Here is a 23,862-nt window from a genome sequence, read left to right as displayed (position 1 = left end):
AACATAAACGCTGGTTTATGTTTTAAGGGCTCCTCGTAAATGCGTTTCAAGACAACGCTTCCGCTGCATGCAAAGGCTCAGCTCAGGTGGCCTATGCGCGCTTAGAATACATATCAGGTCGAGCCATCCATGGCTCCGTTCCTGTATCTCGCGTCCAGTACACACGACCGTCGCTGATCCAAAAGTGGCTCATACAGCCCTTGTTGCGCCACACCGAGGGCGAAAGGGTCGCACGACCGGTTGCACTTAGTGACAGGCGCCATCGTGGGTTGTGCGGCGGCTGCATGGGCAGAGAGATCACCTCGCCGCAGCCGCATGGGCAACGAAACATCGTCCAGAGAGGTTTGTCCTGATAGACGACGCTTATGAGTTGCCGGGCGCCGATGGAGGCATTCGCAGGCGTCTTCGTAACGACCTCGCAGCTTTCGAAATAGATAGATGGTGGCGGTTCCTTCTTGGTTTCAGGCTCAAGCTCAGGGGTTGCTTCCTGCCGCGAGACCCCGCCTAGAAACGCACGAAATCTATCTGCGAGCCACTTGAACATGATGTTAGGTGATTTTCCCTAGCGCCGGCATGTCGAGCCGGTACCCGCGTTCACGCTTGAGCTTCAGTCCTTCAGGACCGCAGCAGAAGCAATCGGGATCATCCGAGTGCGCGTTGCTATGGATAACCATGTGAACGAAGTCATACCAGATATTGTCCTTCAGCAGGTCGCCTGGGATTTTGCGAAACGGCCGCACTAGGTCCATCAATGTAGCAACTGCGGTGTCCGCTGATGCGCTCGTAAACGGTCCCACTCCTGGCGCCAGCTCTCCGCCACCGACCAGATAGTATTCCTGCTTGAGCGTTTCCTTATCGAGTTTCGCAAGTTCGGGGCGCGCTCTCAGTTCACGTTCGTAGTCGAGCTTCTGTTGCGTGACTACCTTCTGGCAGCGGAGACATTTGCCGTCCTCCGGAAGGATGCAGCTGATTCGCCCGCGATGGTCCCGAAGATACGGCTCTCCGTCGGCGCCGGTGTCGATCTTGCCGGTGAGACCGATATCGATGAATGCCAAGGCGTAGTAGTAGGTGGCCTGATTTAGGAGATCGCGCCCTGCAACGTCGTCCGTGCATCCGAAGATCACGTCTACACCTGAGATGGCATCGATGGCATCCGGCGACTTGTCCAGATACTCGCCAATGGCCGACACAGAAACGCCAGGCAACTCCAGAGATTGAAGGTAGGCGGTCAGCGCCTTTGCCTTATTGCGCTTCACATCCTGGGCGCGATAGCCGCGCACACGGTTCAGATTGGTCACCTCAAGTACGTCGCCGTCGATCAAGATGAGTTCGCCCACGCCCGAGCGGGCCAGTAATGTCGCAACCGAGGAGCCTGTGCCACCCACACCAATAACAGCCACACGCAGCGACTGGAGCTTGCGATTGAATGGTGCGCCAAAAGCCGCCGCCTGACGTTTGAGGACCTCGGAGGGCGCACTCTCTTCGCCATAGATATGCATATCCAGGTTGGCGCCAAGCACAGCCACGTGCCGTACCGCTTCTGTTTGCTGCGGCGTGTCACCCCGCCGTACGCGGGCACGCCATCTTCCACCCGCCCAGAGAAGCGCAACAAGTGCAACAGAGTTGCCGTTGCAGCCGGCATAACCCTTCAAGATGCGCTTCTCGTTGTCCTCGTCCTTTTCCGAGAATTCGAGGAAACCGCCGGGATGATTGTGCACGAAGCCGAGTTCGAGGCCCTCCTGCTCACAACGAAAGTAGACGTCTTGCATCTTGCGAAGATTGATCCGCAGGTGCACCGGCGAGCTGTCGAGTACCCAGTCGTCTTGCATCTCGATGATGTCGACACAGACGAATCTGATTGACGGTCGAAGGCCCACATGATTGCGCTCAAAACGGCGGAACAGGACAACCGCTCCGCGCTCATGGCCTTCCGGATGACCATCGAGCCATGCACTCAAGCATTCGTGCTGCGTGCCGAGCAGGGTGATACGATGTCCGCTCATGTGCGCTTCGCATCCGGATATGCGAACGCCCATGTAATGCGGTCAATGATGGTTCGAATATTGTCGACCTTTGGCTTCCATCTGACGCCGGGCTCGTTCCAGTGACGAGACCAACGCGTGTACTCGATGCTGAGATGAGTACGCGAATCCTGGTTAGGACCGGTTGTGCCGATGTTTGGAATTGGCTTACCGTCCGCACGTGCGAGTTGCGGATGAACCCAGAACATATCTCCACCCGACGTGTTGTAGTCGGGCGGAATGACGTAGAGCACATCCACGGTCGCTCGCAGCTGCCCGTTCGCGGTGTAGATACCTTCAGGCAGTGGAAAATCGCGAAATATGAAAAAGCGTGACGCCTCGTCCTCGGTGAACGCCAGGCCCGAATCTTTGACTATCTGGTAATCTTCATCGAAGAGGAGCGCCATCTTTAGAAGTTGCCCGCCTCGGAACTGGCATCCTGCGCATAGAACTTCTCGATACCCGGCTCTGCGAGATCGATCTTCTCGTCATTACCAACTAGACGGCCGGGAAGATTGCGGACCTTAACGTATAGGTCCATTCCCTCCGGAATACCTGGCCCAACTCTCCGCACTTCTGCGCCAGTGATGAACTGCTCGTCCCAGTGATAAGTCTCGCTTTCGATCTTAAACTGATATTTCCTAGCCATGATTATCATTCCTGCCTTTCCGAGAGCATTGTTAAATATACTATAAAGCGTCGTGATCAACCGACCGGCGAATCGAGTAGCAAGTATAGGCTAAAATGGCACACTTGAACAGACCGTGAACAGGTTTGGGTGCATACTTCCAGCCGCACGCAGGCATGTCATTGTATCAATTGCTGACGGGCAGGTATGAGAAAGTGGTGCGCCGACGAAACATCGGTTTTTCCGATCACTAATCGCCTTCTGATTGGCCGGACTTCGAAGGATCGGCGGCGCAATGCCACTCAGTTGCGATGCAGGCGATTGCGGGGCTTGAGCATGACGCGACACCCTGGCTGATTTTGCAGATGCTGCATCCATCATTGAACTGCTGGCAGGTCGGGGTCGCCCGTATCTTCTCGGCGAGTGTGCCGCTGGCAAAAGCCTGACCAGCAAAAAGAATCGGAACGGCCACCAGTACGGTCATGCTCGCATGAAGGCGTCCAGCTGCTGAGGTCTTATTCATGAGTTTCATCGCGGATGATGTACGGGCAATGTGCCGGGCGTGTCGACGCTGTAAAATGCGATCTGTAAGGGTGTTGTCCTCTCTGAACGCGGAAAAGGCCCTTTCCGGCCAGGGGCAGCAACGAAAATGATCACGTGTAGCGCTTAGCTGCCTGCCGTTCGCGGTGGCATCGGTTATGAACCAATTCCGTGTTCTCGACCGTATAACCATCTGCGGCGTTAAAGCGGTCCAATTCGGAGTAGGCGATCGGCATTGCCTCGTTGCAGTGAGCGCAACGCCCCCCCTGCTGCGCCCATTTCTTCTGCTTCAACGCCCGACGCTGCATCGGTTTGCCGCGTTCGTCGTAGATCAGTTCCTTAAACACCTTCCGACGATAGGCGAAAAGCAGGTCTCGATCGTCGCCCGCAAACTCCCTGAGCTTGCCACGGATATCGGCCAGGACTTCGTTGGCCTTCAGAAGCTCATCGGCAGTGAGCCTGCGATTAGCCACCTAGCTTGTCCGAGTGCACATGCCGCACGGCGTCCTCGACTATGGACCACAACTCAGGCGGACAGGGCTTAACCTTAGAGGCGGTACTGATACGGTTAGGTGCGGTCTTTCGAGTCAGGCCCAAAACAGCCTTCACGTCGGCGATGTGGCATGTTTCGACCTTCTTGCCATACTTGTCGAGAACATAAGCTCGCTCGCGCTTGTATCCGGCTTTGTCCATGCGACCTCCCTACGCTTGCTTGAATAGCATACCTGATCCATGATTCCAGCGTGGCAAAGACTGGGCGACCCGAGACATACACCAATGCGGTAGCCGCCGCCGATCTCGTGTACGAGCCCAGGTTGGTTGAGCGCCTAAAAGGTTGGAGCATCGCGCTCTATGGCCTTCATTTTGTGGAAGAGAGGGCGGCGGCGTAGCTGGCTTGACCTTCTTCCCACCACCGCCTGCGTGCACGCATCACAGAGGGTGATACTCGACCAAGATCTTGTCATCCTTGTCCTCCAAGGTGACGAGCGCTGTGAACGACGTCCGTGACCCGCGAATGGACAACATGCAAACGCGGGTCGTAGCCGTCTTCCCCGTTTCCGAAGAACTGAAGATGTCCACGACCTTGCCGTACAGGGCTACGAGTTCGTCGTTCTCGTCCATCAGTCTTTCGACCTGCGTCTTCAGGTATTTACTATCACAGGTGGGAAGTCCTCCACCCAGATACGCCGTGCCGTCGAATAATCCGGGGGCCGTGAGATACAAATAGCCCGCAAAGCCGACGACCCAGATGGCGACGTGGTACATCGGCTCGGACAGCGCTCGTGCTCTCGCAATCAGATAGCCGGGCGTGAGTAATATCCAGGCTGAGGCGAAATGCCGACCCGATTTTCGCACGAGCCCGGCATCGTAAGCGCTCAGGGTAAAGATCGCGGCAATGGTGATCCAAATGCTGAAATTATCGTCGAGATTGCGGCCGGCATTTTCCCACGCACGCTCGGCCAGGTAGATGATCATTGGTGACAGCGTTATCAGCCATACTGCGGTGCTCGGGGGGTACGGTTTTTTGACTTCTGGCGGCAAAGGTGGCGAAACGTCAATCAGCGTTCCCGTCTGCAAATCGAAGGCCGATAGCGGCTTCCATTCGTTCCCGAGACGCTCGGACCAGACCAGCGTGTCCGGCTCTATGCTGCCGCGCTGCCTCAGATCGCGGATTACGCTCCACGCCACCGGGCCGGCTTTCTGGCCCTGCGTGACGTAGAACCATTCGTTGCGGGGTATCTCGGGAGGAGTCGTGACAGTCGGGGTTTCAACGGGGGCTTCGACCTCTGTTACCACTGGTGCTTCAGGCACTGTTACCAACGCCACTTCTGGTGCGGTTACAGCTGGCGCGTCCGGTGGCTCGGTGGGTACAGCAAGCAGAGCCTCTCGGCGGGCAAAATGGAACTCCACCCGCTTGAGTATGACGTATAGGGCCGCCAACACAGCCCCACCGAGTGAGATGAACAATACGACTCGGTTGCCCTTTTCGAGCGGGTATCCCAGAAGTTTTGCCGTGAAGGAAATGCTCAGAAGAACCAGCAGGAACCAAATGATCGGATAAGTGATCAGCGCCCAAACGAACGCTCCCGTCTCACGGTAGTCTATAGCCGCGCTTTGCTGCTTGTTCACTGGTGCCCCCACCCCGGATGTCCCGATTCCGCTATACACGTTCTCCGTCGTTAAGTGCGAGGCGTCTTTATCTTTTTTCCTGCGCTACTCCCAGCCACTGTCACCAACCTGAGGAACGCCGACTTCTGGAATAGGGTCCGTGCTGAATTCGACCTCCGTTATCCCGAGAACCTAGGAACCGTGCCTGCGCTCCGACGCCGAGGCATAGCGGAATGTAGAGCGTCAGCTCGCTTCCCGTCAGGCGTAGTCACCTTCGATTTAGACGCCCTGCCATTCGCATGGCTGCTACATAATCTGGCGGTCCGCTGCCTGTCCCATTTCGGAGATTCAAAAATTAGCTGCGAATGATCAGTCTACCCAAAGGCCCTTTCGGCTTCGATCGCCGGCCGTTTAATTATCCACACTAATAGCAAAGGCAATCCGCCGGCAGACTCGCGTCATGGCATTCATAGCGGAATGATCGGCGGACGCTTGCAGTAGCTCGACAATAGACCGGAAAATCCCTCTAGACAGTCGCGTATTAGTCGTCCAAGATATAATATTGTCGGCGGTCGCTGTGGAGGGGGGATCAATGGCTATTTCTCGCCGAATGTTTCTTCAAATTTCCATGGCCTCGCCTGGGCTTGCGTTACTGCCCAACCGAGTATTCGGTGCAGCCGCAGATGACTTCGCCACATTGCTTAAAGAATTGCAGAGCCAGCCCAATCTGGCGATTGGAGGCATTGGACACAACGAACTTGCCGCCGCCCGCGTTGCGGGGCTAGAGACAGCACCACTTCAAGGCGCGAAATCCAGCCGCCAAATATCGCCAGAGGCTGTGGACCTCATCATCGCGAGCGAAATTACGGACGAGCGAACATATGAACGTCGCTATAGGGGCGTGATTTGGCCGAGGGGTCATTCCGGGCCGACCTGTGGAATCGGATACGACATCGGTTTTGTAACAGTCGGCGGTCTGCGCTCGGATTGGGAGGGATATATCGGAAAGCCCGTGGTGGACGCGCTAGCAAGTGGCTGTGGCGTGACGGGCACTGCCGCTCGTGATCTTTTGCCTAGCTTTGCAGGAACCGCAATCGATTGGGAAACGGCGCTTCGTGAATTCAAGACAGAGATGCTGCCTCGGTATACGGCAATTGTCGAGCGGTACCTGGACAACACGGATCAGCTTTCGGCCAAAAGCCTGGGCGCGTTGGTGTCACTTGTCTACAATCGCGGAGCTTCGTTTCGTCTCAATGGAGACCGATTCACCGAGATGCGAGCCATCCGCGATCACATGCACGCCAAGGCGTTCGACCAGATTCCGCCTGAGATCCGACGGATGAAGCGTTTGTGGGCCGCTGATCTTAGTGGCCTGTGGGTCCGTCGAGATGCTGAGGCGGCCCTATTTGAAGTCGGACTTGCTTCTTAGTTGCAAGGTGCTTCCGTGCGCCCACTCCTAGTTTTCGCACTAGAAATTCTACTTTCAACAGCAGCGTCGGCTCAGGACGATCACCCCGAGCAGTCGCTGGGGCCTCGTCCGACCACGTCCTACGAGGCGGTTGACGGGCTCTCTCAAACTTCCAGGTATCGCCTTGCCTCGCACCCTGTTGGCGGCATCCTTGTAAAAGCTAATGGGCGCGAAGATACGGTTTGCACAGGCATGCTTATTAGTCCCGAGTTGGTCCTGACGGCCCGGCATTGCTTCATGCAGAAAGACCCGGATACTGACGAGTTGGTTCCGCTTAACCCGTCCCAAGTTTGGATCACACTCGATTACGTGTCCCAAGCACAACCTGATAATCCTGTCGAGTTGGACCCGGTGCCGGTGGAGCTCGGCAAAGGTGACTTAGACTACGCCGTTCTGAAAACCAAAGCTTCGGTTGAGGTTTCGACCCGCAATATTCCTGAAGTAGGCAGCGCGCCGACGCCGGGGGCTGATTTGTTCATCATCCACGTCCCAGTCGGGCAACCACTCCAACTCGACCGCACGGGGTGTCACGCCACAAGCACACCGGTGAACGGTGACTTCCTTCGTCATGTTTGTGACACGCTTGAAAGCAGTTCGGGCGCTCCTGTTTTTGACGACAGCCGACATCTGGTGGGGATCCACATCCGGGGCGGCAAGTCCAGGGACGCCGACTCCTTCAATGAAGCGGTGCTTCTCTCTAGCATTCTAAATGCCAGTGATCTGGTCCGTACGGCTCTCCAACGCCACGGAAATGACACGCCTGCCACGGGGGACATCGCCACGGCAGCGCCCCCCACCGAAACTTATCGGCTGTCTGACGACCCCTCCGTCTTCATTCGAACCGGCGCCACCTGGAGCTTGCAGCCCAACGATGGCAGCGAAGCCCGCCGTCTAGTTCCCCAGAACGATCAGACCAATGACTATATTCTATGGCTGCCCAGCGCGGATGCTATGTTCAGTTTCCCCAAGAGCGGCGGAGCCGTGAAACTTAAGCGCAGCGGAGAAAGCATATGGGAGGACTTTGGAACAGCGACCCTTTCCGCGGCAGAAGCGCACAACTGATTGTCGCGCTATCTGCGCTTTTGGTAGCTCCCGGGACCACCCTTGCGGGTCAAGTAACCGTGAAAGACGGCACAATTTATGTCGATGGAGACGTAAGCTTCGGCGAGCTCCCGCCAGGACTCGAGAGACGCCTTTCCCCTGGCTTGTCGTCCAAGGAGACATCGATGATTCTAGGTGGCCAACCCAACCTCGTGGTTCGTGGAAAATTGATGATGACGGCACCTCGGGCGGGCTTCAGCCGCTTCGTAGCCGTTCACTCACTGCAGCTGGACCCTAAGGCTTCGATTGTGACGAATGGAATTAGTCTCGAGATCGATGCGATCGAGATTGAAAGTAGCGGTGGATCGATTGCTGCCTTCGATACGTCAGCTCCCCAGTCGCCAGCCCCGGTCGGGAATGACGGAAGCCCCGGACAGCATGCCGAGACCGTTATTTTCAGCGGCAAGCTCGCTGATGGCAGTTTTCTGCGCATCGACCTAAGTGGGCAGGACGGACAGGCGGGCGGGGCCGGGGTCCAAGGCCCGCAAGGAGCTACGGGCGCCCGGGGCGCGAATGCGGCCGATCACTTATTCGATTGTGCTCACGGAGGCGGCACTGGCGGAAAGGGCTCTCCCGGTGGAGCAGGCGGGAACGGCGGTGCAGGTGGCAGTGGCGGGGATGGCGGCATACTGATCCTTCGGGGCGACCTCATCAGCCAACGTCTGCAAATCGACTTTACCGCCAACCCCGGAAAGGGAGGGCTTGGTGGCCAGGGCGGTCAAGGCGGCAGAGGAGGCAAAGGCGGCCCGGGCGGCAGCGGTTCAACTTATTGTCGTGGCGGTAACGCAGGCCCAGATGGACCTCCGGGGCCGGCAGGCCAAGGTGGCGCCAAGGGCAGCGATGGACAGCAAGGTCGAATTGCTGCCGAATGATAGGAACGAAACTCGACGCCTGTCCCCTGCTGGTCTCAAATCTGGCCATCCGATGTGGGCCTAGGCGGTGTTTTTGGACCTCAGCTGTTGCGCGGCGTCTAATTAATTAGACGGCCCACCGGCTTAAGCAGCTTATTTTTGAAGAACGCCGTCACCCATCAGCGGGTATTCGTCGTCATTGCTGAGATCGCGCCATAGCCGTAAGCCTGCAGCGCCCGGCGCAGGCCTCTTCGCCCCAGCCGAGGGCCTGCAGTCGTCGTCCTCGGCGAAGCCACCTCGGTACGCCCTGTTGATGAAAGCGTTGGGCGCCTGTGGTCGAAAGTCTTTTATTTTAGATACTTAACGAAATTTGCTCTGTCGGGGAGTGTAATCTTCAGATTCCGATTGAAAAAGTAGAACATTAGAATATCGTTATGAGCGCGGAAAGGTCGAATTTTTGTTTGATTTTGCTGGCCGAATTGAGTTGTCGGCTGTGATCTGTTGAGCCACGCCGTCGTTAAGGCGGCTGGAGTACATTGAGCATCCATCGTTCTAGAGGGGGGTGGGGTGGGGAAAGTTACAATATTCCAAGCCATATTTTTGGCCGGTTGGTTGCTACTTGTTTCAATAGGATCGAGCGGTTGCTCGACTGTATCGAGCTACGCAGGAACTGAGAGCGCCGGCGAGAACAGCGGCCAGGCGAGTGGTGCTTACTACCTGCAAAAGCAATTGTTGGTTGCGGCCTTCTCCGGCTCAGCAACTTCTCCCACGGCCATCGTCACAACCCGCACCGTTCCCGATGAAAAGGCCGAGATGCGTGTCGGCATGAACCTGTCGGCCTTCGCCGACGACGACATCAAGGTAGAGTATGCCAACGGCCTGCTGGCCTCCGTCGGTTCCACCAATATCGACAAGACCGGCCAGATCGCCATCGAGGTCGCCAAGATTGTTGGGCGCTTCCTCGACACCACGCCCGCGGAGCCGGCTGCGCACACTTTTGTCTTCGATCCATATGATCCCGAGGAGGCCGCCCGCACTAATGCCGCGATCAGGAAGATTTATCCACGCGCCTGCGTCCAGGTCGAGCTTTGGCCGGGCCGCTGGAGCCCGGGCTGCGGTCCGGGATCCACTGGCGTCGCCGTAGCGCACGCGCTAGGTCCGATGTCGCCCGGGATTTATTATCGCCGCGCTCTACCGCATCAAGTGCAGGTCAATGTCGGCGGGAGCCCTGTCACCCAGGACTATTTGGCGTTTGCCAACGAGTCTCCGGTCTACCGGGTCGATGTCAAGCGCACGCTTTTCGTTAAACGCCAGACCACCATCGCCTTCACGCAGGGCGAATTGACCAGCGTCCAGGTGGTGAAGGATTCCGAGGCTCTAGCCGTCGCCCAACTGCCGATCGCGATTGCCGACGCCGTGATTGCGGGCCCTGTCGACGCGCTCACCCAAAGGACGGCCGTGCAGAACGCGCGCGCCAACCTCTATAACGCGAGGGCAACCGCGCTCAACGCCGAAACGGCCCTCAAGAAAGCCCAGGCGGCGGCGAACCCGCAGGCGGCCACGGGCAGCGGCCAGAATCTGGACACCGCCGCGCCCCAAGACCTGACTAGGCAGGATATCGAGGACTGCCGCGAAATCTCGGCCGATCCTGCCGTCTGCGCGGGAATAATTCGAAGGGGGCAGATCTAGGGGCGTATCGATGCAGCGTTTTCGCCTGCTTTGCATTCTGGCTGCCTTCTTGATCGGGGTGACGCCTGCCTGGGCGGGTCCGATGGATGGGGGACGTTGGCCGGATGGCTCCAAGCTGCCGGAGGAAAGCACTGGCCAGGAAATCTGGAACGGCACCCCAAGTAGCAACCAGTTGATCGTTGGCCTTTATTACAAGGACCGGGCTGGCGTTCCGCGCATCTGCAGTGGCCTCATCGTTGCTGGGGATTTCATCCTCACGGCCGCTCATTGCACCTGCCAGCAAGAGACGCGATTTCTAGTGACGCGCAGCGACCATCTAGACAATGCCTTCTGGAAGTCAGCGAACCTGGTTTCGCGCTTTTCGGACAACATATGCGCCGGATTGTCCGCTTCGGGCGATGATCTCGCTCTTTTGCGGCTCACATCGCCATTTGTGATCGAGCCAGGCGATCCGACTTGCACTACCTTCGATCTGATCGGAAACATCCGGTACGCAGCGGCTTGGTATGACAGCGTGCCACCGTCTTTTCGCGCTGGCGGCTTCGGGCTCAATGGCGACTTCCAGAACTCGCAAGGGGTGCGCCGCGAGGCGTCGATCAGCACGCTGTCCTTTTACTGTGCGAGCAAGGTCTTTCAGTCGGCCGGATGCCGCAGGTTCAAGGAATTCGTGCTGGGGAACACCGCCACGCAGACGAGGCCGTTCCTTGCTTGCGGCGGGGACAGCGGCGGTCCGGTCTACCGGGTCGAAGGCTCGCATTTCGTGCCGGTCGGCGTCGTTTCGAGAAGCGTAGTTGTCGGCTCACGCGTCTTTACCGCGGCGGCGTGCGGCACCGCGGGCGTCTTTACGCATCTTGGCCGCACGGAGGTGATCGACTGGCTGCGGCAGTTCATCAAGGCTGGTGGACGCGATTGCGGGGTCGTCAAATGAGTTCGGTGCTGCACGACCACCCATCCAGTCCACGGTCCAGGCCAGGGCCTCGCTTGCATCCTCTCCTGGCGCCATTGGCGCTGTTGTTCCTGTTTGTCGGCCAAGTTGCGTTCGCCGCCAGTCAGCAATGCAAAAGCAACGAGGCGCTGACGGAATTTGGCCGCTGGTTCAATCCCTCCGTCACGGTGAAGCCGGGGGAAATAAAACCGGTATCCCATCCCGCCAACTATGTGACCAAGGCGCTGCGTCTGCAGATCAGCGTTGCCGGGCAGCTCGATCCATCGGCCAGGGTGATCGTCAGGGACGAGGCATATCATTTTCTGGCCAGTTTCGCCGCATCCGATCTGCCGGCAGAGGCAGTTGCTGTTCGCGATTTGTGGACCGGGAACCTGCCCGCCAGCGACGTGACCCTGGAATTTCGCAGCCCCGCCTCGAACGCCACCGTGTCGGTGACAACGGCCGTAGCCCTGCCGCCGACGACAACGGGTGAGCGCGTCTTCTCGCTGCAAGGTGCCATTGCCAACTGGAAATTCGCCTACAAGTCGCCGCACACGTCGCTCACGCAGGCACGCTTGGTCGGTGATGAGGTCGGTATGATGGTAGGCGGCAATCCCGACAACCAGCACTCTTGGTGCTGTTCGGCGGTAATTGTGGGGGACAATATTGCTCTGACCAACTGGCACTGCGGCGGCGGCGTCGACGAACAGCATTGGAGCTCCCGGACATGCGCCGCGACCATATTCGATTTCGGCTGGGATGATGGGGCCGTACGCAGGCAGTATTCATGCGCGAAGGTGCTTCTGGCGGATGAAGGGCTAGATTTCGCCTTGATCGCTCTCCGCCCCGTTCTTGGCGGCGGAGGCGTCAACGGCGCCTCCGTACCAGCAAGCGTCTTCAGTGGAACGATCGATGCCAACGAACCGGTCTTTCTCGTCCATCATGCGCTTTGCGAGGAAAAGCGTGTAAGCAGCCAGTGCAAGGTAGTGGAGAAGCAGCGGACGGGTTGGCGCGCAACCAACGGCGACCCCAGCGAATTCTCCCACAATTGCGACAGCGAGACAGGGGCTTCAGGCTCGCCAGTCTTTGACCTTAAGGGCCGCGTCATCGGGTTGCACCATTTGGGTTTCGACACAGGGCCGAACTGCACCCCGGACCATGTCAACAAGGCCATACGAATGGACCGGATCAAGGCCTTTATCGGCCATTCCGATCCGGTTCTACTGCAAGCGCTGCATTGGGATTAGCACGTGTCGTCCAAAAATGGGCAGCGGTTTTGCTGACGACATGAGCGGAACATGAATCCGAAGTGCGTCGGAGGTTTCAGTTGCCTCTGCCCTTTGGAAGCTCGGGAGGCATACCATGGTGAAGTTCGCACTTGCCTGTCTTTATCTGTTTTTGTTGCTTCAGTTCCCGGCCCGCGCCGATGAGATGGCGCAGGGTGGCTCTGGAATCCTGTTGTCATTCGAGGGTGGTCAGGCGAACCAGAACCTGGCAGCGGTCTTGAAGTCGCTCGAGGATGAGCGCGTGCTTGGCCGGCGCGAATATGTCGTCCAGCCAAACGATTCGATCTGCAGCATATTGCAAGGCCTGAACTACCCGCCACCATGTGGCGGCTATGACACCTTCGTGCAATACTTCAACAAGGGCCTCGATCCGAGCCGTCTGCAGGTCGGCAGCAAGATTGTTCTGCCCGATCTCGATTTTACGAAATTCACCGCCGTGCGGCGCTACGAGGGACATCCCGGCGATGACACCAAGGTTGACGGGCTCGAATCGGCCTGGAAGCATCTGGACGCAAGCAAGAAGGCCGTCGGCCCTGCCGCGAAAGTCGTCACTTATGATGCCTACCAGACATTCGTCCCAACCACCTCGGACGACCGCTCGGTCAAGACGATAAAACGTATCGGCGAAAGCAAGATACCCAACCTCGCGGTCGATTTGATCCCGGCCACCCCGCTGGAGCAAAAAGTGTATTCCCTGGCCGACAAGGTCAAGGAGGCCTGTCTGGTCGGGAATTTTCCGGCGACGCTCGAGTATCAGTCATTGTCGAGCTATGACGAGGCCGCGTTAAGCCATGCCCCCAATACGACACTACAGCCTGTCGCGGTTCATCTGATAGACGAACCGCTGCTCGAATTCCCGACAGCCAGCGACCTCGCCGGCAAGCCATGCCGTTGGGGCCAGTTCGACCAACTCGTGCATCATTCGACCCTTCTGGCCAGCATCATCGCCAGCCCGGATATCGGCAACGGCTTCATCGGGCTGGCGCCGAACGCACTGATCAAATCGGTGGAGTGGGTGAAAGCGGGAAACGCTGGTGGCTTGGTTCCGGCTCAACCTGAGCCCGGCCGGAGCATCAGGCTTGGCCGTACCCTAACCGTTACGGCACAGCAGCCGCCCCCTCTGGACGTGTACCTTGCCGCCACGCTGTTTCCTCCGTCCAGGCCCGGCGTTATCGGTTATCTTGAGAAGGCCATCAAGGATTCCGGCCAGCTGCTGATCGTCGCAGCCGGTGAATCCGAAGCCGGCAAGCCGCCTGTGTCGATCTCCGCAGCGTCGACGCAATCGCCGCAGAATCTTGGTCATTTGCCCAATGTCGTGGTGGTGTCGGCCTGTACCACCTGCGGGCATGATGACGTCCAGCTGATGCCTGAAGCTTATTTCTCAGCGGAGGCCGAGGACCAGCCTATCGTGCATGTGGTCGCGCCCGGCGGTCTTGACGTACCAGGATGGATCGGCAACCAGGCAATGGGTGCCGCGCCCGGAACATCGCAGGCTTCAGCCTTTGTGGCCGGCGCCGTAGCCAAAATGATGGGTTTCTATTCCAACGTCTACGCGTCGGCCTATATCGTAAAGAAAAGGGTTCAAACGACGAGCTGGCCGATCCCCGATCCGAAAATCGCAGCCGGGGTTGTCGACCCGGTTTTGATGGCCCTGAATCCCGAAAGCAACTGGATTAAAACGAATGGTCAGTGGAAGCCGGTGAGTTTGAGATCGGCCGAACCGGCGATCATGAATTTTCAATCCGTCGACAATGGCCTGAACAATTTCATCGGCGCCGACTCGATCCTGCGAGTGACCAAGCTTGACGACCAAGGCACCCTGGCTGTGTATTACGACTTGGCGTTGTCGGCAGGAAAGCCGTATGGCTCCGTCGGCAAATTGTACCGGGTCGCGCCGGAAGCGCCCGTCGAACTGACTGCATGCGATGGCACCGAGATCGATCTCACGGATGTCGAGGACCTGCTGGTTAAAGTAGGCTCAGCTTTCGGTTGCTGACTCGATGGCGCCCGCGATTGCACCGCCCGCTTGGCGACGCTGGGCGTGAGCTTTGGCATAATTATTCCATCTCAATATCCAGATCGTCGGCTTGACCGGACAAGGCGGTGGCCGAAAGCCGCGAGCGTGTGCAGGCCGCACTTCATGCATCAGCAAGTGCAGGTCGCCAGGGTCACGCAGCTTGCCATACCTGGTTGAGAATCCGGGCCGCCAGCGCAGCCTTGTCTTGGGGCAGGAAGCGACCATAGTGCTTGGCCACCATATCCGGTGTGTCCTGAATTGCGTAGCTTGCTTGCTCGTACGAGCCAGTCCGCTTGAGAATGTGGGTGGCCAGCACATCGCGCACGTTGTGTGGGCCGTGTGGCAAAAGGCCCGGAATCGCGCCACGGCCAGTGTAAGGGTTGAAGACCCCATAGCGCTGGATTGTTAGGCGCCATGCTTCATAGAAAGTGGTCTGGTTGTAGGCTGCGTCACTGCTGGTCGCCTTCACGGTTTTTACAAAGAAAGTGCCCGGGTCGTCGGCTCCGGAGAGCAAGGCACTGCGATGACGGTCGACGTACGCATCAATGTGTTTATAGAGGTCGCCGAGATCGGGAAGGACCAGTCGAAACGGCTTGCTCCCGAAGAACGATGAACTGGCGTTCTTGAACGCAATGGATGGAATGAGAACCTCCCAACCATGATCCCGTTCGCTCCAGCGTATTTCTCCCCGCCTCATATCCGCAAGCTGACGTTCAGAGCGCGGCAGATGCCCACGCCTGCAGATCATCAACTGTCGCAAATTCTTCTGTCTGAGGCCGAGGTGTAACCCCAGGCGCAACATCAGGAACGACCGTACGGACTCGGCTGCCGCGCGCCGATATAGCCGTTCATCGGGCATCAGCCTTAGAATCTCTTCGGTAATCTTGCGATATTCGCCAACAGGGCTGTCAGACTCAAGGACTGCCAAGATCGGTTCGAACGGGTCTCGATGGACACGAGCAACTCGCTGGATTTCCTTCACTCGGGATGTCGCATGTTTGAAATAGACATCACATGCGTCGTCCCAGTCCCTTCGCGCTCGATCGATGTCGTTTTGGGAGATCAAACCGGGGATTGGTCGAACCCTCGCCCCCAGGTTCGGATGTTGCCGCAGCCAGCCCGTGTCGCGACGGGTGAGGGCAAGCGAAATGCGCAGCATGTCCACTTCCCAGCTCGTGTAGAAACCGCGTCGTCGCTCGCGCCACTGCAAGTACCAGTCCCAGACCGACGGGAATACCAACATGCCGAATGAAAGATCCTGATAGGGTACGCCATACCCCCGCACCGGCCCTTTTGGATGGGCTGCAAGGGCACCGAACATTAGCCCGAGGTGCTCAATTTTCTGAGATGTCGTCTCCTCGCCCCATACCCCGTGACGCTGAAGGCCGAAGGCCGTTAGCGTAGCGGTCTTGAACCGGACGAGTTCCGCCATTTCGACGGCAAGAATGGGCGGTGCGTCGATTGCGCCCGAAAATAGATCGGGATCGGTCAAGGACACCTGACCTGGCTCCCAAGCTTGGAAGTCGTCTGCATCCTCCGCGTCGGCCACGTCCGTTCTGCCGTAGGAAACACCAGGGAACCTTACCGCGTAGCGCTGTTTCATCGCCGCCCTTTGGAAACGGCGATAGTCGGTTGAACCGGCAATGATCACACGCCGAACCCATTCCAGGATTTCTTCTTGTTCCGAAACCGGACGGGAATTGAAGTCGTCTGGGAGATGCCATGCAAGACGGCGGCGTTCCGCTGGCCCAACGTCTTCGAGAATATGCCCGGATGCCGACCGTGCTCGGTGCGGAAGCTTTCCCTTAAAATATCCCTCAGGAAGTCGATAGCGCCGCTCAATGCGGCCGAGCAACTCGAAGCTCGCCACGCCGCGTGGAACTTTGTTCCCGGAAAGCCAATGACGGATCGTGGAGTGATCGAACGTCTCATCGTCCTTCACGATCGCGCGGTGCAAATGCCAATAGCTGTCACCATGGCGCCGCATATGTAGGTCAAGAGCTTCTCGGAATGTTTCTGGATCAACCCATTCCGTGAATGCTGGCGCCGGAAATTCCTCGATGTCGCGAGGTTTCATACCGGGCTTTCGGCGCTGGGCGGCTGTAGATCGATTGTCTCGCTCGGGGTCAGGCGGGATTGGCTTTGCTTGCGACGCTTGCAGCAAAGCCCGTGCCCCTCTTTTGCTTTTCTTCGGATGATCAGTCTGCGGAATTGTTGTCTTCCGGGTCTTGGGGAAATCGCGAAGTGCTCGAACAATAGCATCAAGACCTGGTTCAATGGCCTTTTTTGCCACGCCAATTTGTTCGATTGGGATCCCGCACTGGAGGGCGATTGCCTGCCAGTCGTATCCCCGGCTCAGCGTCGGAGGGCGTATGCGCGTGTTAAATAGATGGACCAAATAGGTTCGAACCCGTTCGGCATCATGGGGAGGCAACAGGGGCGCAACTCGGACTTGGCAAAAGTCCGACAGTTTTCGGACCATCACCTTTGGATTCAAGGTTTTAGGCATGTCGGGGTCGGGAGGGATTAGTGCAGGCGAGCGGTCTAATAGCCGATTCGTTGCTCGTGAGAATCCGTTTCTGAACTGCTAAAGAAGGCAATCACCAGCTCGGGATGCCGAGCGCGTCGATCACGGCCTCAAACCTAGCTGCGGTTTCAAAAAGGAGCTCAGTGGCGGAATCCGGCGGCAATCCTTGCGCGCCGTTTAATTAACCACAATGTCAGAAGGTTGTGGCCGCCGGCGGCAGCCACTTCGACCGCCCGCTTGGCGCTCTCCTGGCCCTTGATGTCGGCGAGATCCGGCAGGTCGCGCGCGGCAAGCTGGATGCCGGCCTCGGGCCGCGACAGCACCTGCGTGCCGCGAAAATGGTTGGCGACGGCGATCAGGCTGCGCGGCGCAAGGATGTCGAAATCCTTGCCTGCCCAAGCCGCCTCCGGGCCGCAGGCGAAGGGACAGATCAGGCCCTTGCCTTCGGCATTGGCGCCGATCGCCGCCGGCAGCGCGCCGGCAACGCCGGCGATGGTGCCGTCGAGCGACAATTCGCCAAGCACCACATAGCCGGCCAGCATATCGCCGGGGATGGCGCCGAGCGCCGCCATCAGGCCGAGCGCGATCGGCAGGTCGTAATGGCTGCCTTCCTTGGGAAGATCGGCCGGCGCGAGATTCACCGTCACCTTCTTCGACGGCATCGACAGGCCCGACGCATGCAGCGCCGCCTGCACGCGCTCGCGGCTTTCGGCCACCGCCTTGTCCGGCAGGCCGACGATCTGCATGCCGACCTTGCCTGGCCCGACCATCACCTGGACATCGACCGGCAAAGCCTCGATGCCCTGGAAAGCGACCGTGCGAACCCGCGCTACCATTTATCCAAAACCCCCGGCCTCAACGCGCCCGCATTCACCATCGGGCCGCGAGCGCGTAAAGTCCAGACAACCATAGATTTTCAAAACACGCAAGAACATTACAGGAACATCTATCCGCGAAGATGATGGATTTCGGCCAAAGCTCCTTCTGGACTAAAAGGCCGAGGCGCGCCCAAGCAGCCGCTATCCCCTGTGCTCTCGACCTGTTGAACAAGGCGAGCAGTCCCTCCGGCAATCCGGGCTGTTGCCGTCTAGGCGGTGATGAAGGCATCGACCGTGCCTGAAAGCGAGCGATCGATTGCGATGTGGGGTGGAAGCCACTCCATGACAGGATATCGGAAAGGCCAAGGCATGGCGAACCGGCGCAAAGAGCCGCTTTCCAGAAAAATCTCATTTACAAGGTCTATGAACCGCCGGCGGTCTCGCTCAACTCGTTTCAAAGTTTGCGAACGAATATAAGCCCGGGGGATTCGTCGCTCCTTCAGCGCTAAGACAGCCTCCGCGATGGATCGAGGGTCGGGTGGAACTGTAAGCGAATATTCGTCATCGAGATAAAGGTCTCGACCACCATGGTTCGGGGTCGTGACAACAGGTAGCCCCGCGAGAAGATACTCTGTGCTGGCGAACATTGGTCCCTCTATTGCAGAGAGACAAATTCCCACGGCTGCACGATTTAGATGCATGTTCACATGAGCCGGCGCCAATCGAACAGGTTTGCCGGTGCTGTCAAACTCATTGATAAACACGTGACCCGGCGCGAGCTCCCTGTGCCGATTTACCCGCGCCCTTTCCGACTCCGTCGTGGATGACCCCACTGAATCACGATAAAAGACAAATGCACAACGCTCGATGCCAAGGGACAAGTCGTGGCGTTTCCACGAAGCCAGTTGCGCATTGTATATTGCATCAAATTCTACAGGGATGTCCTCGAGGGGCCTGAATATGTATTCGGAGGTTGTTGAAGTCTTGTTGTGCAGGACGGCGGCCTCACCGGACTGATTCAAGAGATCAGCCTCGGCTTGTGTGTTGGATAGGAAGATTAGCGAGTGACGGGGGTTCCCAAGTCTATGCAGAACGGCATAGGTCCGGATCATTTTGACGCTGGAATTGTTTTCGATGGACCAGGTTGGCGAGATGAGAAACCAGGCACGGTGACTGCGTGGAAGGAGAGGCATGTGACTTGCCAATCCAAGGGGCGTACCGGACATTCCCGAATAGGATATGAACGGATCGTCCGACAGCAAACTTGCCTGAAGAGCAGGTTGCGACTTCGCGGAAGAGTACCACCCTTTCCGGAGATAGCGGCGATGACGCAACATTGCTCCGACAATCTCGGATACGGTAGGAGGCCGATATCCGTGCTGCAGAGTCAACATGCGGCAATTACGCGGCCGACTTCAGCCGCTTCCCCTCAACGCAATCCCAGAACAGGCTGGCGATGTCGGCGCCGCCAAAGCGCTGCACTTCGCGCACGCCGGTCGGCGAGGTGACGTTGATCTCGGTCATGTAGTCGCCTATCACGTCGATGCCGACCAGGATGAAGCCGCGCTCCCTGAGCGCCGGTCCGATGCGGGCGCAGATCTCGCGCTCGCGCTCCGTCAGCTCGGTCTTCTCGGCGCGGCCGCCGACATGCATGTTGGAGCGGGAATCGTGCTCGGCCGGCACGCGGTTGATGGCGCCGACAGGCTCGCCGTCGATAAGGATGATGCGCTTGTCGCCCTTGCGCACGTCCTTGAGATAACGCTGCACGATATAGGGCTCGCGGAACAGCTGGCCGAACATTTCGAGCAGCGAGGCGAGATTGCGGTCGGCCTCGTGCAGATGAAAGATGCCGGCGCCGCCATTGCCGTAGAGCGGCTTGACGATGATGTCGCCGAACTCCTTGCGGAAGGCCGCCACTTCCTGGGGATCCTTGGTGATCAGCGTTTCCGGCATCAGGTCCGGGAATTCGGTGACGAAGATCTTCTCCGGGCTGTTGCGCACCCAGGCTGGGTCGTTGACCACCAGCGTCTTCGGATGGATGCGCTCCAATATGTGCGTGGTGGTGATGTAGTTCATGTCGAAGGGCGGGTCTTGCCTGAGCAGCACGACGTCCATCTCGGAGAGGTCGGTGCGCACCTTCTCGCCCAGCGCGTAATGGTTGCCCTTTTCGTCGCGCACCTGCATCTCCTCGATGCGCGCGAACACCTTGCCGCCCACCATCGACAGCCGGTCGGGCGTGTAGTGGAAAAGTTTGTGGCCGCGCCGCTGCGCCTCCAGCGACAGCGCGAAGGTCGTGTCGCCGGCGATCGACACGGTGGAGACATGGTCCATCTGGACGGCGATCTTCAACGGCATTTGCGGTCTCCGGGGAACTCAGACGCCCGATATAAGGAAATCGGCGGCGCCTGCCAATCGTGCTCGCTTGGTGCAGACGCTCAGCGGTCGAAGACCAGCCTGGAGTGGCCGAGGAAGGACAGCGCCATTGCGACGATCGAGGCAAAGGCCAGCGCGGCCAGCGGCGGCAGGGCGGGCAGCGCGAAGAGCAGAGCGCAGTAGACCAGGTAATTGACGATGCTGGTGGCGATGCCGACGCTGCCATAACGCACGCCTTCCTGCGCGATGCCCCGGCTCGATGGCGCGAAGGTCAGATGGCGGTTGATCTGCCAGGTGACGCAGAGCGCGAAGCCGATCGACAGCAGGCGCGCCGCCATCGGGCCGAGCGGCGTGGCAGCAAGCAGCAGCCAGAGCGCCGCGGCGTCGGCGACGAAGCCGATGCCGCCGGCAAGGATGAAGCGGACGAGGCGGTCCACTATGCCGCCCGCGAGGACTTGCCCGGTTCGCCCTTGGGCGAGGCCTGCCCGGATATCCCGCGCTCGGCGCGGCCGGAGGAAATCGACAGATAGAAGATGCGCTTCTGCTCGGCCCGGCCGCGCGAGACGGAATCGAGGATCAGCCCGGTCATCATCGACAGCATGGCCAACAGCAGCATGCCGATCGACAGCACCCAGGTCGGCATGCGCGGCACCAGCCCCGTCTGCGCGAACTCGACCAGTACCGGGATCATCAGGCCGATGCTGGCCGCCAGGAAGAACAGCGCGAACGTGCCGAAGAAGCGCAACGGCTGCGTCTCCTTCACCAGCATGGCGAACATCCACAGTATCCTGGCGCCGTCGCGGAAGGTCGACAGCTTCGACGACGAGCCTTCCGGACGGCGGCCGTAATCGAGCGCCATCTCGCTCACCGGCAGCTTGAGCTGCGAGGCATGCACCGACATCTCGGTCTCGATCTCGAAGCCGCCGGAAACGGCCGGAAAGCTTTTGACGAAGCGGCGCGAAAACACCCGATAGCCGGAGAAGATATCAGTGAAGTCGGTCCCGAACAGACCCTTGTAGAGGCGGTTGAAAATGCGGTTGCCGAAAGCGTGGCCGTTGCGGCCGGCATCGTCGCTCACGCCGCGCCTGGTGCCTACCACCATGTCGGAGCGCTCGGTCTGCAGGACGTTGATCAGCTGCGGCGCATCCTCCGGCGCATAGGTCCCGTCGCCGTCGGCCATCACATAGATATCCGCGTCGATGTCGGCGAACATGCGCCGCACCACATTGCCCTTGCCCTGGCGCGGCTCGCGCACGACGACGGCGCCGGCGGCGCGGGCTTTCAGCGCCGTGAGGTCCTTGGAATTGTTGTCGTAGACATAGATCGCGGCCGAGGGCAGCGTCTCGCGGAAGCGCCGCACGACCTCGCCGATCGTCAGCTCCTCATTGTAGCAAGGCAGGAGCACGGCGATGACCGGCTCGTGGCGGACTGCATGCGGCATGTCTGTCTCCGGACGCCCGATCCAGCCTCCGGCCGTCCTCATGCCGGCCCTGTCGAGCCGTTTTACTATTTATTGAAGCCGTTAAGGCTAGGTTTAAAACCGATCCTCTCTCTTCAAAGGCCACAGCAATGGGGACAGCCGAGACCGGCGCCGCCGCCTGGAAGTCCGATCTGGCGCTGGCGCTGCTTGCGGCCCTGCTCGCATTCGCTATCAATGCATGGGCCGGGTTTGGCCAACTGACCGATGCCGGCGGCGACAACGACAATCTGCTGCGCCTCGTCGAGGTCCGCGACCTGCTCGCCGGCCAGGGCTGGTTCGACCTGCACCAATACCGGATGGGGCTGGAAGGCGGCTTCGTCATGCACTGGTCGCGGCTGGTCGACGCGCCGGTCGCCGCCATCGCATTTGCCGCCTCGGCGCTCACCGGCAGCAGGCCGCTCGGCGAGGACGTGGCGCAGGTACTCTGGCCGGCGCTGCTCTTCTGGTCGACCTTGTTCTTCACCGCCCGCGCGGCGCGCAGCTTCGGCGGTGGCGGCGCGGTGCTGCCCGCCATCCTGATCGGCGCCGCCGGCTATTATTTCATCGGCATCTACGATCCCGGCGCGCTCGATCACCACAACGCCCAGCTGATGCTGACCATGGGGAGCCTCGCTTTGCTGCTCGAGGCGCCCTCCCGACGCTGGGCCGCATTCTTGTCCGGCCTCTGCGCGGCGCTGACGCTCGCCGTCGGCATGGAAACCGTGCCCTACGTCGCCACCATAGGTGTTTGCGTGGCGCTGCTGTTCGTCGCCGATCCAGGCGGCGAACGGGCGATCGCCCGGGATTTCGGCCTCGGCTTCGCCGGTGTCGCGGCACTTGTCTTCGCCATCACCGTTCCGCCTTCCGCATGGGGCGTGGCGCAGTGCGACGCCTTCTCGGTCGCGCAGTTCGTCGTCGCGGCCATTGCCGGCGTGGGGCTTGCCGCTATCGCCTCCGTCGAGCCCGCCGCCGGCAGCTGGCCGCGCAGGCTGGGGTCGCTTGCCCTTCTGGGGGTCGTGCTCGGCGTGGTCGTAGCGGTGCTGTTCCCGCAATGCCTCTCCGCGCCTTATGCCTCCCTCGATCCACGCCTCAAGGAACTGTGGCTCGACCATATCGACGAGGCCCAGTCGCTGTTCGCGCTGCTTGTCCGCGATCCGGCGCGCGTGGCGGCGCGTTACGCCACGCCGCTGGTCGCGATCGTCCTGATGGCACGGCACTTGCGCCGCGGCGGCTGGCGGCGGCAGGACAGCCTCGTTGCGGCACTGCTCGTCGTCGCCTTCGCGGTCGGCGCCTGGCAGGTGCGCGGCACCACCTTCTCGATCGCCTTTGCCGTCGTTCCGCTGTCGGCCTGGATCGCCAAATGGCGGGCGCGGGCCGAAACAAGCTCCTCGCTGGGCGTGGCGCTGCGCCTTGCGGCCGTCTGGCTGGTCTCGATGAACCCGGTCTGGACAGGCGTCGCCGCGGCCGCCTCGGTCGCCTTGGAAAAAGACAAGCCCGTCGCCGACGGCGGCACCACGGACATGACTTGCCAGAAGAAGGCCAGTTTTGCGCCGCTCGGCGGCATGGCCGATACCACCGTGCTGACAATCTCCAATCTCGGAGCGCCGGTCCTCGCTTATAGCGGCCATCGCGTCTTCGCCGGCCCCTATCACCGCAACGCCGCCGGCAATCTCCTGGCGCTGGACGCCTTTCTCGGCTCGGCCGATGACGCGCGGGCAATCGTCGAGGCGCATCGCGTCGGCCTCGTCGCCATCTGCCCCGGCAATGTCGAGACCCTGATCCTGACCCGGAAGGCGCCGCAGGGTTTCCTTGCCGGCCTGCTGCGCGGCTCCGTGCCGGACTGGCTCGAGCCGATCGGCGAGAAGGGCAGCCCGATCAAGCTCTATCGCCTAAAGCAAGCTGGCTAAAGCAGTTCCCGAAGGTGCGAAACGGCGTTTGCTGCGCAATTGCATTCCAGAAGAGACCGTTCGATTCTTATATTAGCAATTATGCATAAACGAATATTGGAGGTGGGGCTGCCATTTCTTGTCCAAAGCTGAGCCGGCGACGT

Annotated in this window: 20 protein-coding genes and 2 pseudogenes; 8 read left to right on the top strand and 14 right to left on the bottom strand. The window is 59.6% G+C overall.

Features of this window, described 5'->3' with window-relative positions; translation table 11 throughout:
• Positions 1-91: 91 nt before the first annotated feature.
• From LB552_RS29895 to LB552_RS18695, 8 genes are all read right to left on the bottom strand, one after another.
• A complete protein-coding gene (locus tag LB552_RS29895; RefSeq protein ID WP_411966304.1) occupies positions 92-331 on the bottom strand; it encodes a DUF6527 family protein in 240 nt (79 codons plus the stop codon).
• Positions 332-548: 217 nt separating this feature from the next.
• Positions 549-2,003 (bottom strand): HesA/MoeB/ThiF family protein, encoded by a 1,455-nt coding sequence (locus tag LB552_RS18725; protein WP_224609142.1) that lies wholly within the window; start codon positions 2,001-2,003, stop codon positions 549-551.
• The gene (locus tag LB552_RS18720) at positions 2,000-2,428 is read right to left on the bottom strand and encodes an E2/UBC family protein (protein WP_224609139.1); all 429 of its coding nucleotides are present in this window, start codon (positions 2,426-2,428) and stop codon (positions 2,000-2,002) included. The genes LB552_RS18725 and LB552_RS18720 overlap by 4 nt, the downstream gene beginning before the upstream one ends.
• A gap of 2 nt (positions 2,429-2,430) precedes the next feature.
• On the bottom strand, positions 2,431-2,670 hold the full coding sequence (locus LB552_RS18715) for a multiubiquitin domain-containing protein (protein WP_224609136.1): 240 nt from the start codon (positions 2,668-2,670) through the stop codon (positions 2,431-2,433).
• Between the two features lie 229 nt (positions 2,671-2,899).
• Positions 2,900-3,133 carry a hypothetical protein gene (locus tag LB552_RS18710; RefSeq protein WP_224609133.1) on the bottom strand — a complete coding sequence of 78 codons (234 nt, stop codon included), beginning with the start codon at positions 3,131-3,133 and terminating at the stop codon, positions 2,900-2,902.
• Between the two features lie 169 nt (positions 3,134-3,302).
• Positions 3,303-3,662 carry a hypothetical protein gene (locus LB552_RS18705; RefSeq protein WP_224609130.1) on the bottom strand — a complete coding sequence of 120 codons (360 nt, stop codon included), beginning with the start codon at positions 3,660-3,662 and terminating at the stop codon, positions 3,303-3,305.
• Positions 3,655-3,882, bottom strand: coding sequence for a hypothetical protein (locus LB552_RS18700; RefSeq protein ID WP_224609128.1), 228 nt, complete (start codon positions 3,880-3,882; stop codon positions 3,655-3,657). The genes LB552_RS18705 and LB552_RS18700 overlap by 8 nt, the downstream gene beginning before the upstream one ends.
• A 237-nt stretch (positions 3,883-4,119) precedes the next feature.
• Positions 4,120-5,319 (bottom strand): DUF4339 domain-containing protein, encoded by a 1,200-nt coding sequence (locus LB552_RS18695; RefSeq protein ID WP_224609125.1) that lies wholly within the window; start codon positions 5,317-5,319, stop codon positions 4,120-4,122.
• A gap of 571 nt (positions 5,320-5,890) precedes the next feature.
• On the opposite strand from LB552_RS18695, the gene LB552_RS18690 reads away from it, so the two are divergent.
• The 7 genes and pseudogenes from LB552_RS18690 to LB552_RS29890 form a co-directional block, all read left to right on the top strand.
• Positions 5,891-6,727: a glycoside hydrolase family protein gene (locus LB552_RS18690; protein ID WP_224609122.1), complete on the top strand. Its 837-nt coding sequence runs from the start codon at positions 5,891-5,893 to the stop codon at positions 6,725-6,727.
• A 15-nt stretch (positions 6,728-6,742) separates the two neighbouring features.
• A complete protein-coding gene (locus LB552_RS18685) occupies positions 6,743-7,828 on the top strand; it encodes a trypsin-like serine peptidase (RefSeq protein ID WP_224609278.1) in 1,086 nt (361 codons plus the stop codon).
• A 1,490-nt stretch (positions 7,829-9,318) separates the two neighbouring features.
• Entirely contained in the window at positions 9,319-10,407 is a 1,089-nt protein-coding gene (locus LB552_RS18675; RefSeq protein WP_224609120.1) for a hypothetical protein, read from the top strand.
• Between the two features lie 10 nt (positions 10,408-10,417).
• Complete coding sequence (locus LB552_RS18670) at positions 10,418-11,335, top strand: trypsin-like serine protease (RefSeq protein ID WP_224609117.1); 918 nt, start codon at positions 10,418-10,420, stop codon at positions 11,333-11,335.
• Positions 11,336-11,409: 74 nt separating this feature from the next.
• Positions 11,410-12,579: a trypsin-like serine peptidase gene (locus tag LB552_RS18665; RefSeq protein ID WP_224609114.1), complete on the top strand. Its 1,170-nt coding sequence runs from the start codon at positions 11,410-11,412 to the stop codon at positions 12,577-12,579.
• A gap of 115 nt (positions 12,580-12,694) precedes the next feature.
• Positions 12,695-14,614, top strand: a complete 1,920-nt coding sequence (locus LB552_RS18660) for a S8 family serine peptidase (protein WP_224609111.1) — start codon at positions 12,695-12,697, stop codon at positions 14,612-14,614.
• Between the two features lie 70 nt (positions 14,615-14,684).
• Positions 14,685-14,775: pseudogene (locus tag LB552_RS29890) on the top strand (magnesium chelatase domain-containing protein); the annotation flags it as partial.
• Between the two features lie 11 nt (positions 14,776-14,786).
• Here the strand turns inward: LB552_RS29890 and LB552_RS18655 are convergent.
• From LB552_RS18655 to LB552_RS18630, 6 genes and pseudogenes are all read right to left on the bottom strand, one after another.
• Positions 14,787-17,144: a hypothetical protein gene (locus tag LB552_RS18655; protein WP_224609107.1), complete on the bottom strand. Its 2,358-nt coding sequence runs from the start codon at positions 17,142-17,144 to the stop codon at positions 14,787-14,789.
• 212 nt (positions 17,145-17,356) lie between these two features.
• Positions 17,357-17,998: pseudogene (locus LB552_RS18650) on the bottom strand (magnesium chelatase domain-containing protein); the annotation flags it as partial.
• 251 nt (positions 17,999-18,249) lie between these two features.
• The gene (locus LB552_RS18645) at positions 18,250-19,002 is read right to left on the bottom strand and encodes a glycosyltransferase (protein ID WP_224609104.1); all 753 of its coding nucleotides are present in this window, start codon (positions 19,000-19,002) and stop codon (positions 18,250-18,252) included.
• 379 nt (positions 19,003-19,381) lie between these two features.
• Positions 19,382-20,335, bottom strand: coding sequence for a glutathione synthase (gene gshB / locus LB552_RS18640; RefSeq protein WP_095769440.1), 954 nt, complete (start codon positions 20,333-20,335; stop codon positions 19,382-19,384).
• Between the two features lie 80 nt (positions 20,336-20,415).
• Complete coding sequence (locus LB552_RS18635; RefSeq protein WP_224609101.1) at positions 20,416-20,790, bottom strand: GtrA family protein; 375 nt, start codon at positions 20,788-20,790, stop codon at positions 20,416-20,418.
• Positions 20,790-21,794: a glycosyltransferase gene (locus tag LB552_RS18630; RefSeq protein ID WP_095769517.1), complete on the bottom strand. Its 1,005-nt coding sequence runs from the start codon at positions 21,792-21,794 to the stop codon at positions 20,790-20,792. The genes LB552_RS18635 and LB552_RS18630 overlap by 1 nt, the downstream gene beginning before the upstream one ends.
• Before the next feature lie 128 nt (positions 21,795-21,922).
• On the opposite strand from LB552_RS18630, the gene LB552_RS18625 reads away from it, so the two are divergent.
• Positions 21,923-23,719 carry a GtrA family protein gene (locus LB552_RS18625; protein ID WP_224609099.1) on the top strand — a complete coding sequence of 599 codons (1,797 nt, stop codon included), beginning with the start codon at positions 21,923-21,925 and terminating at the stop codon, positions 23,717-23,719.
• Positions 23,720-23,862: the final 143 nt, after the last annotated feature.

It is taken from the genome of Mesorhizobium sp. CA7 (assembly GCF_020165015.1).
In the GTDB taxonomy this organism is placed as follows: domain Bacteria; phylum Pseudomonadota; class Alphaproteobacteria; order Rhizobiales; family Rhizobiaceae; genus Mesorhizobium.
The sequence above is the reverse complement of the archived record's forward strand: the minus strand, read 5'-3'. Positions and strand labels throughout refer to the sequence as shown.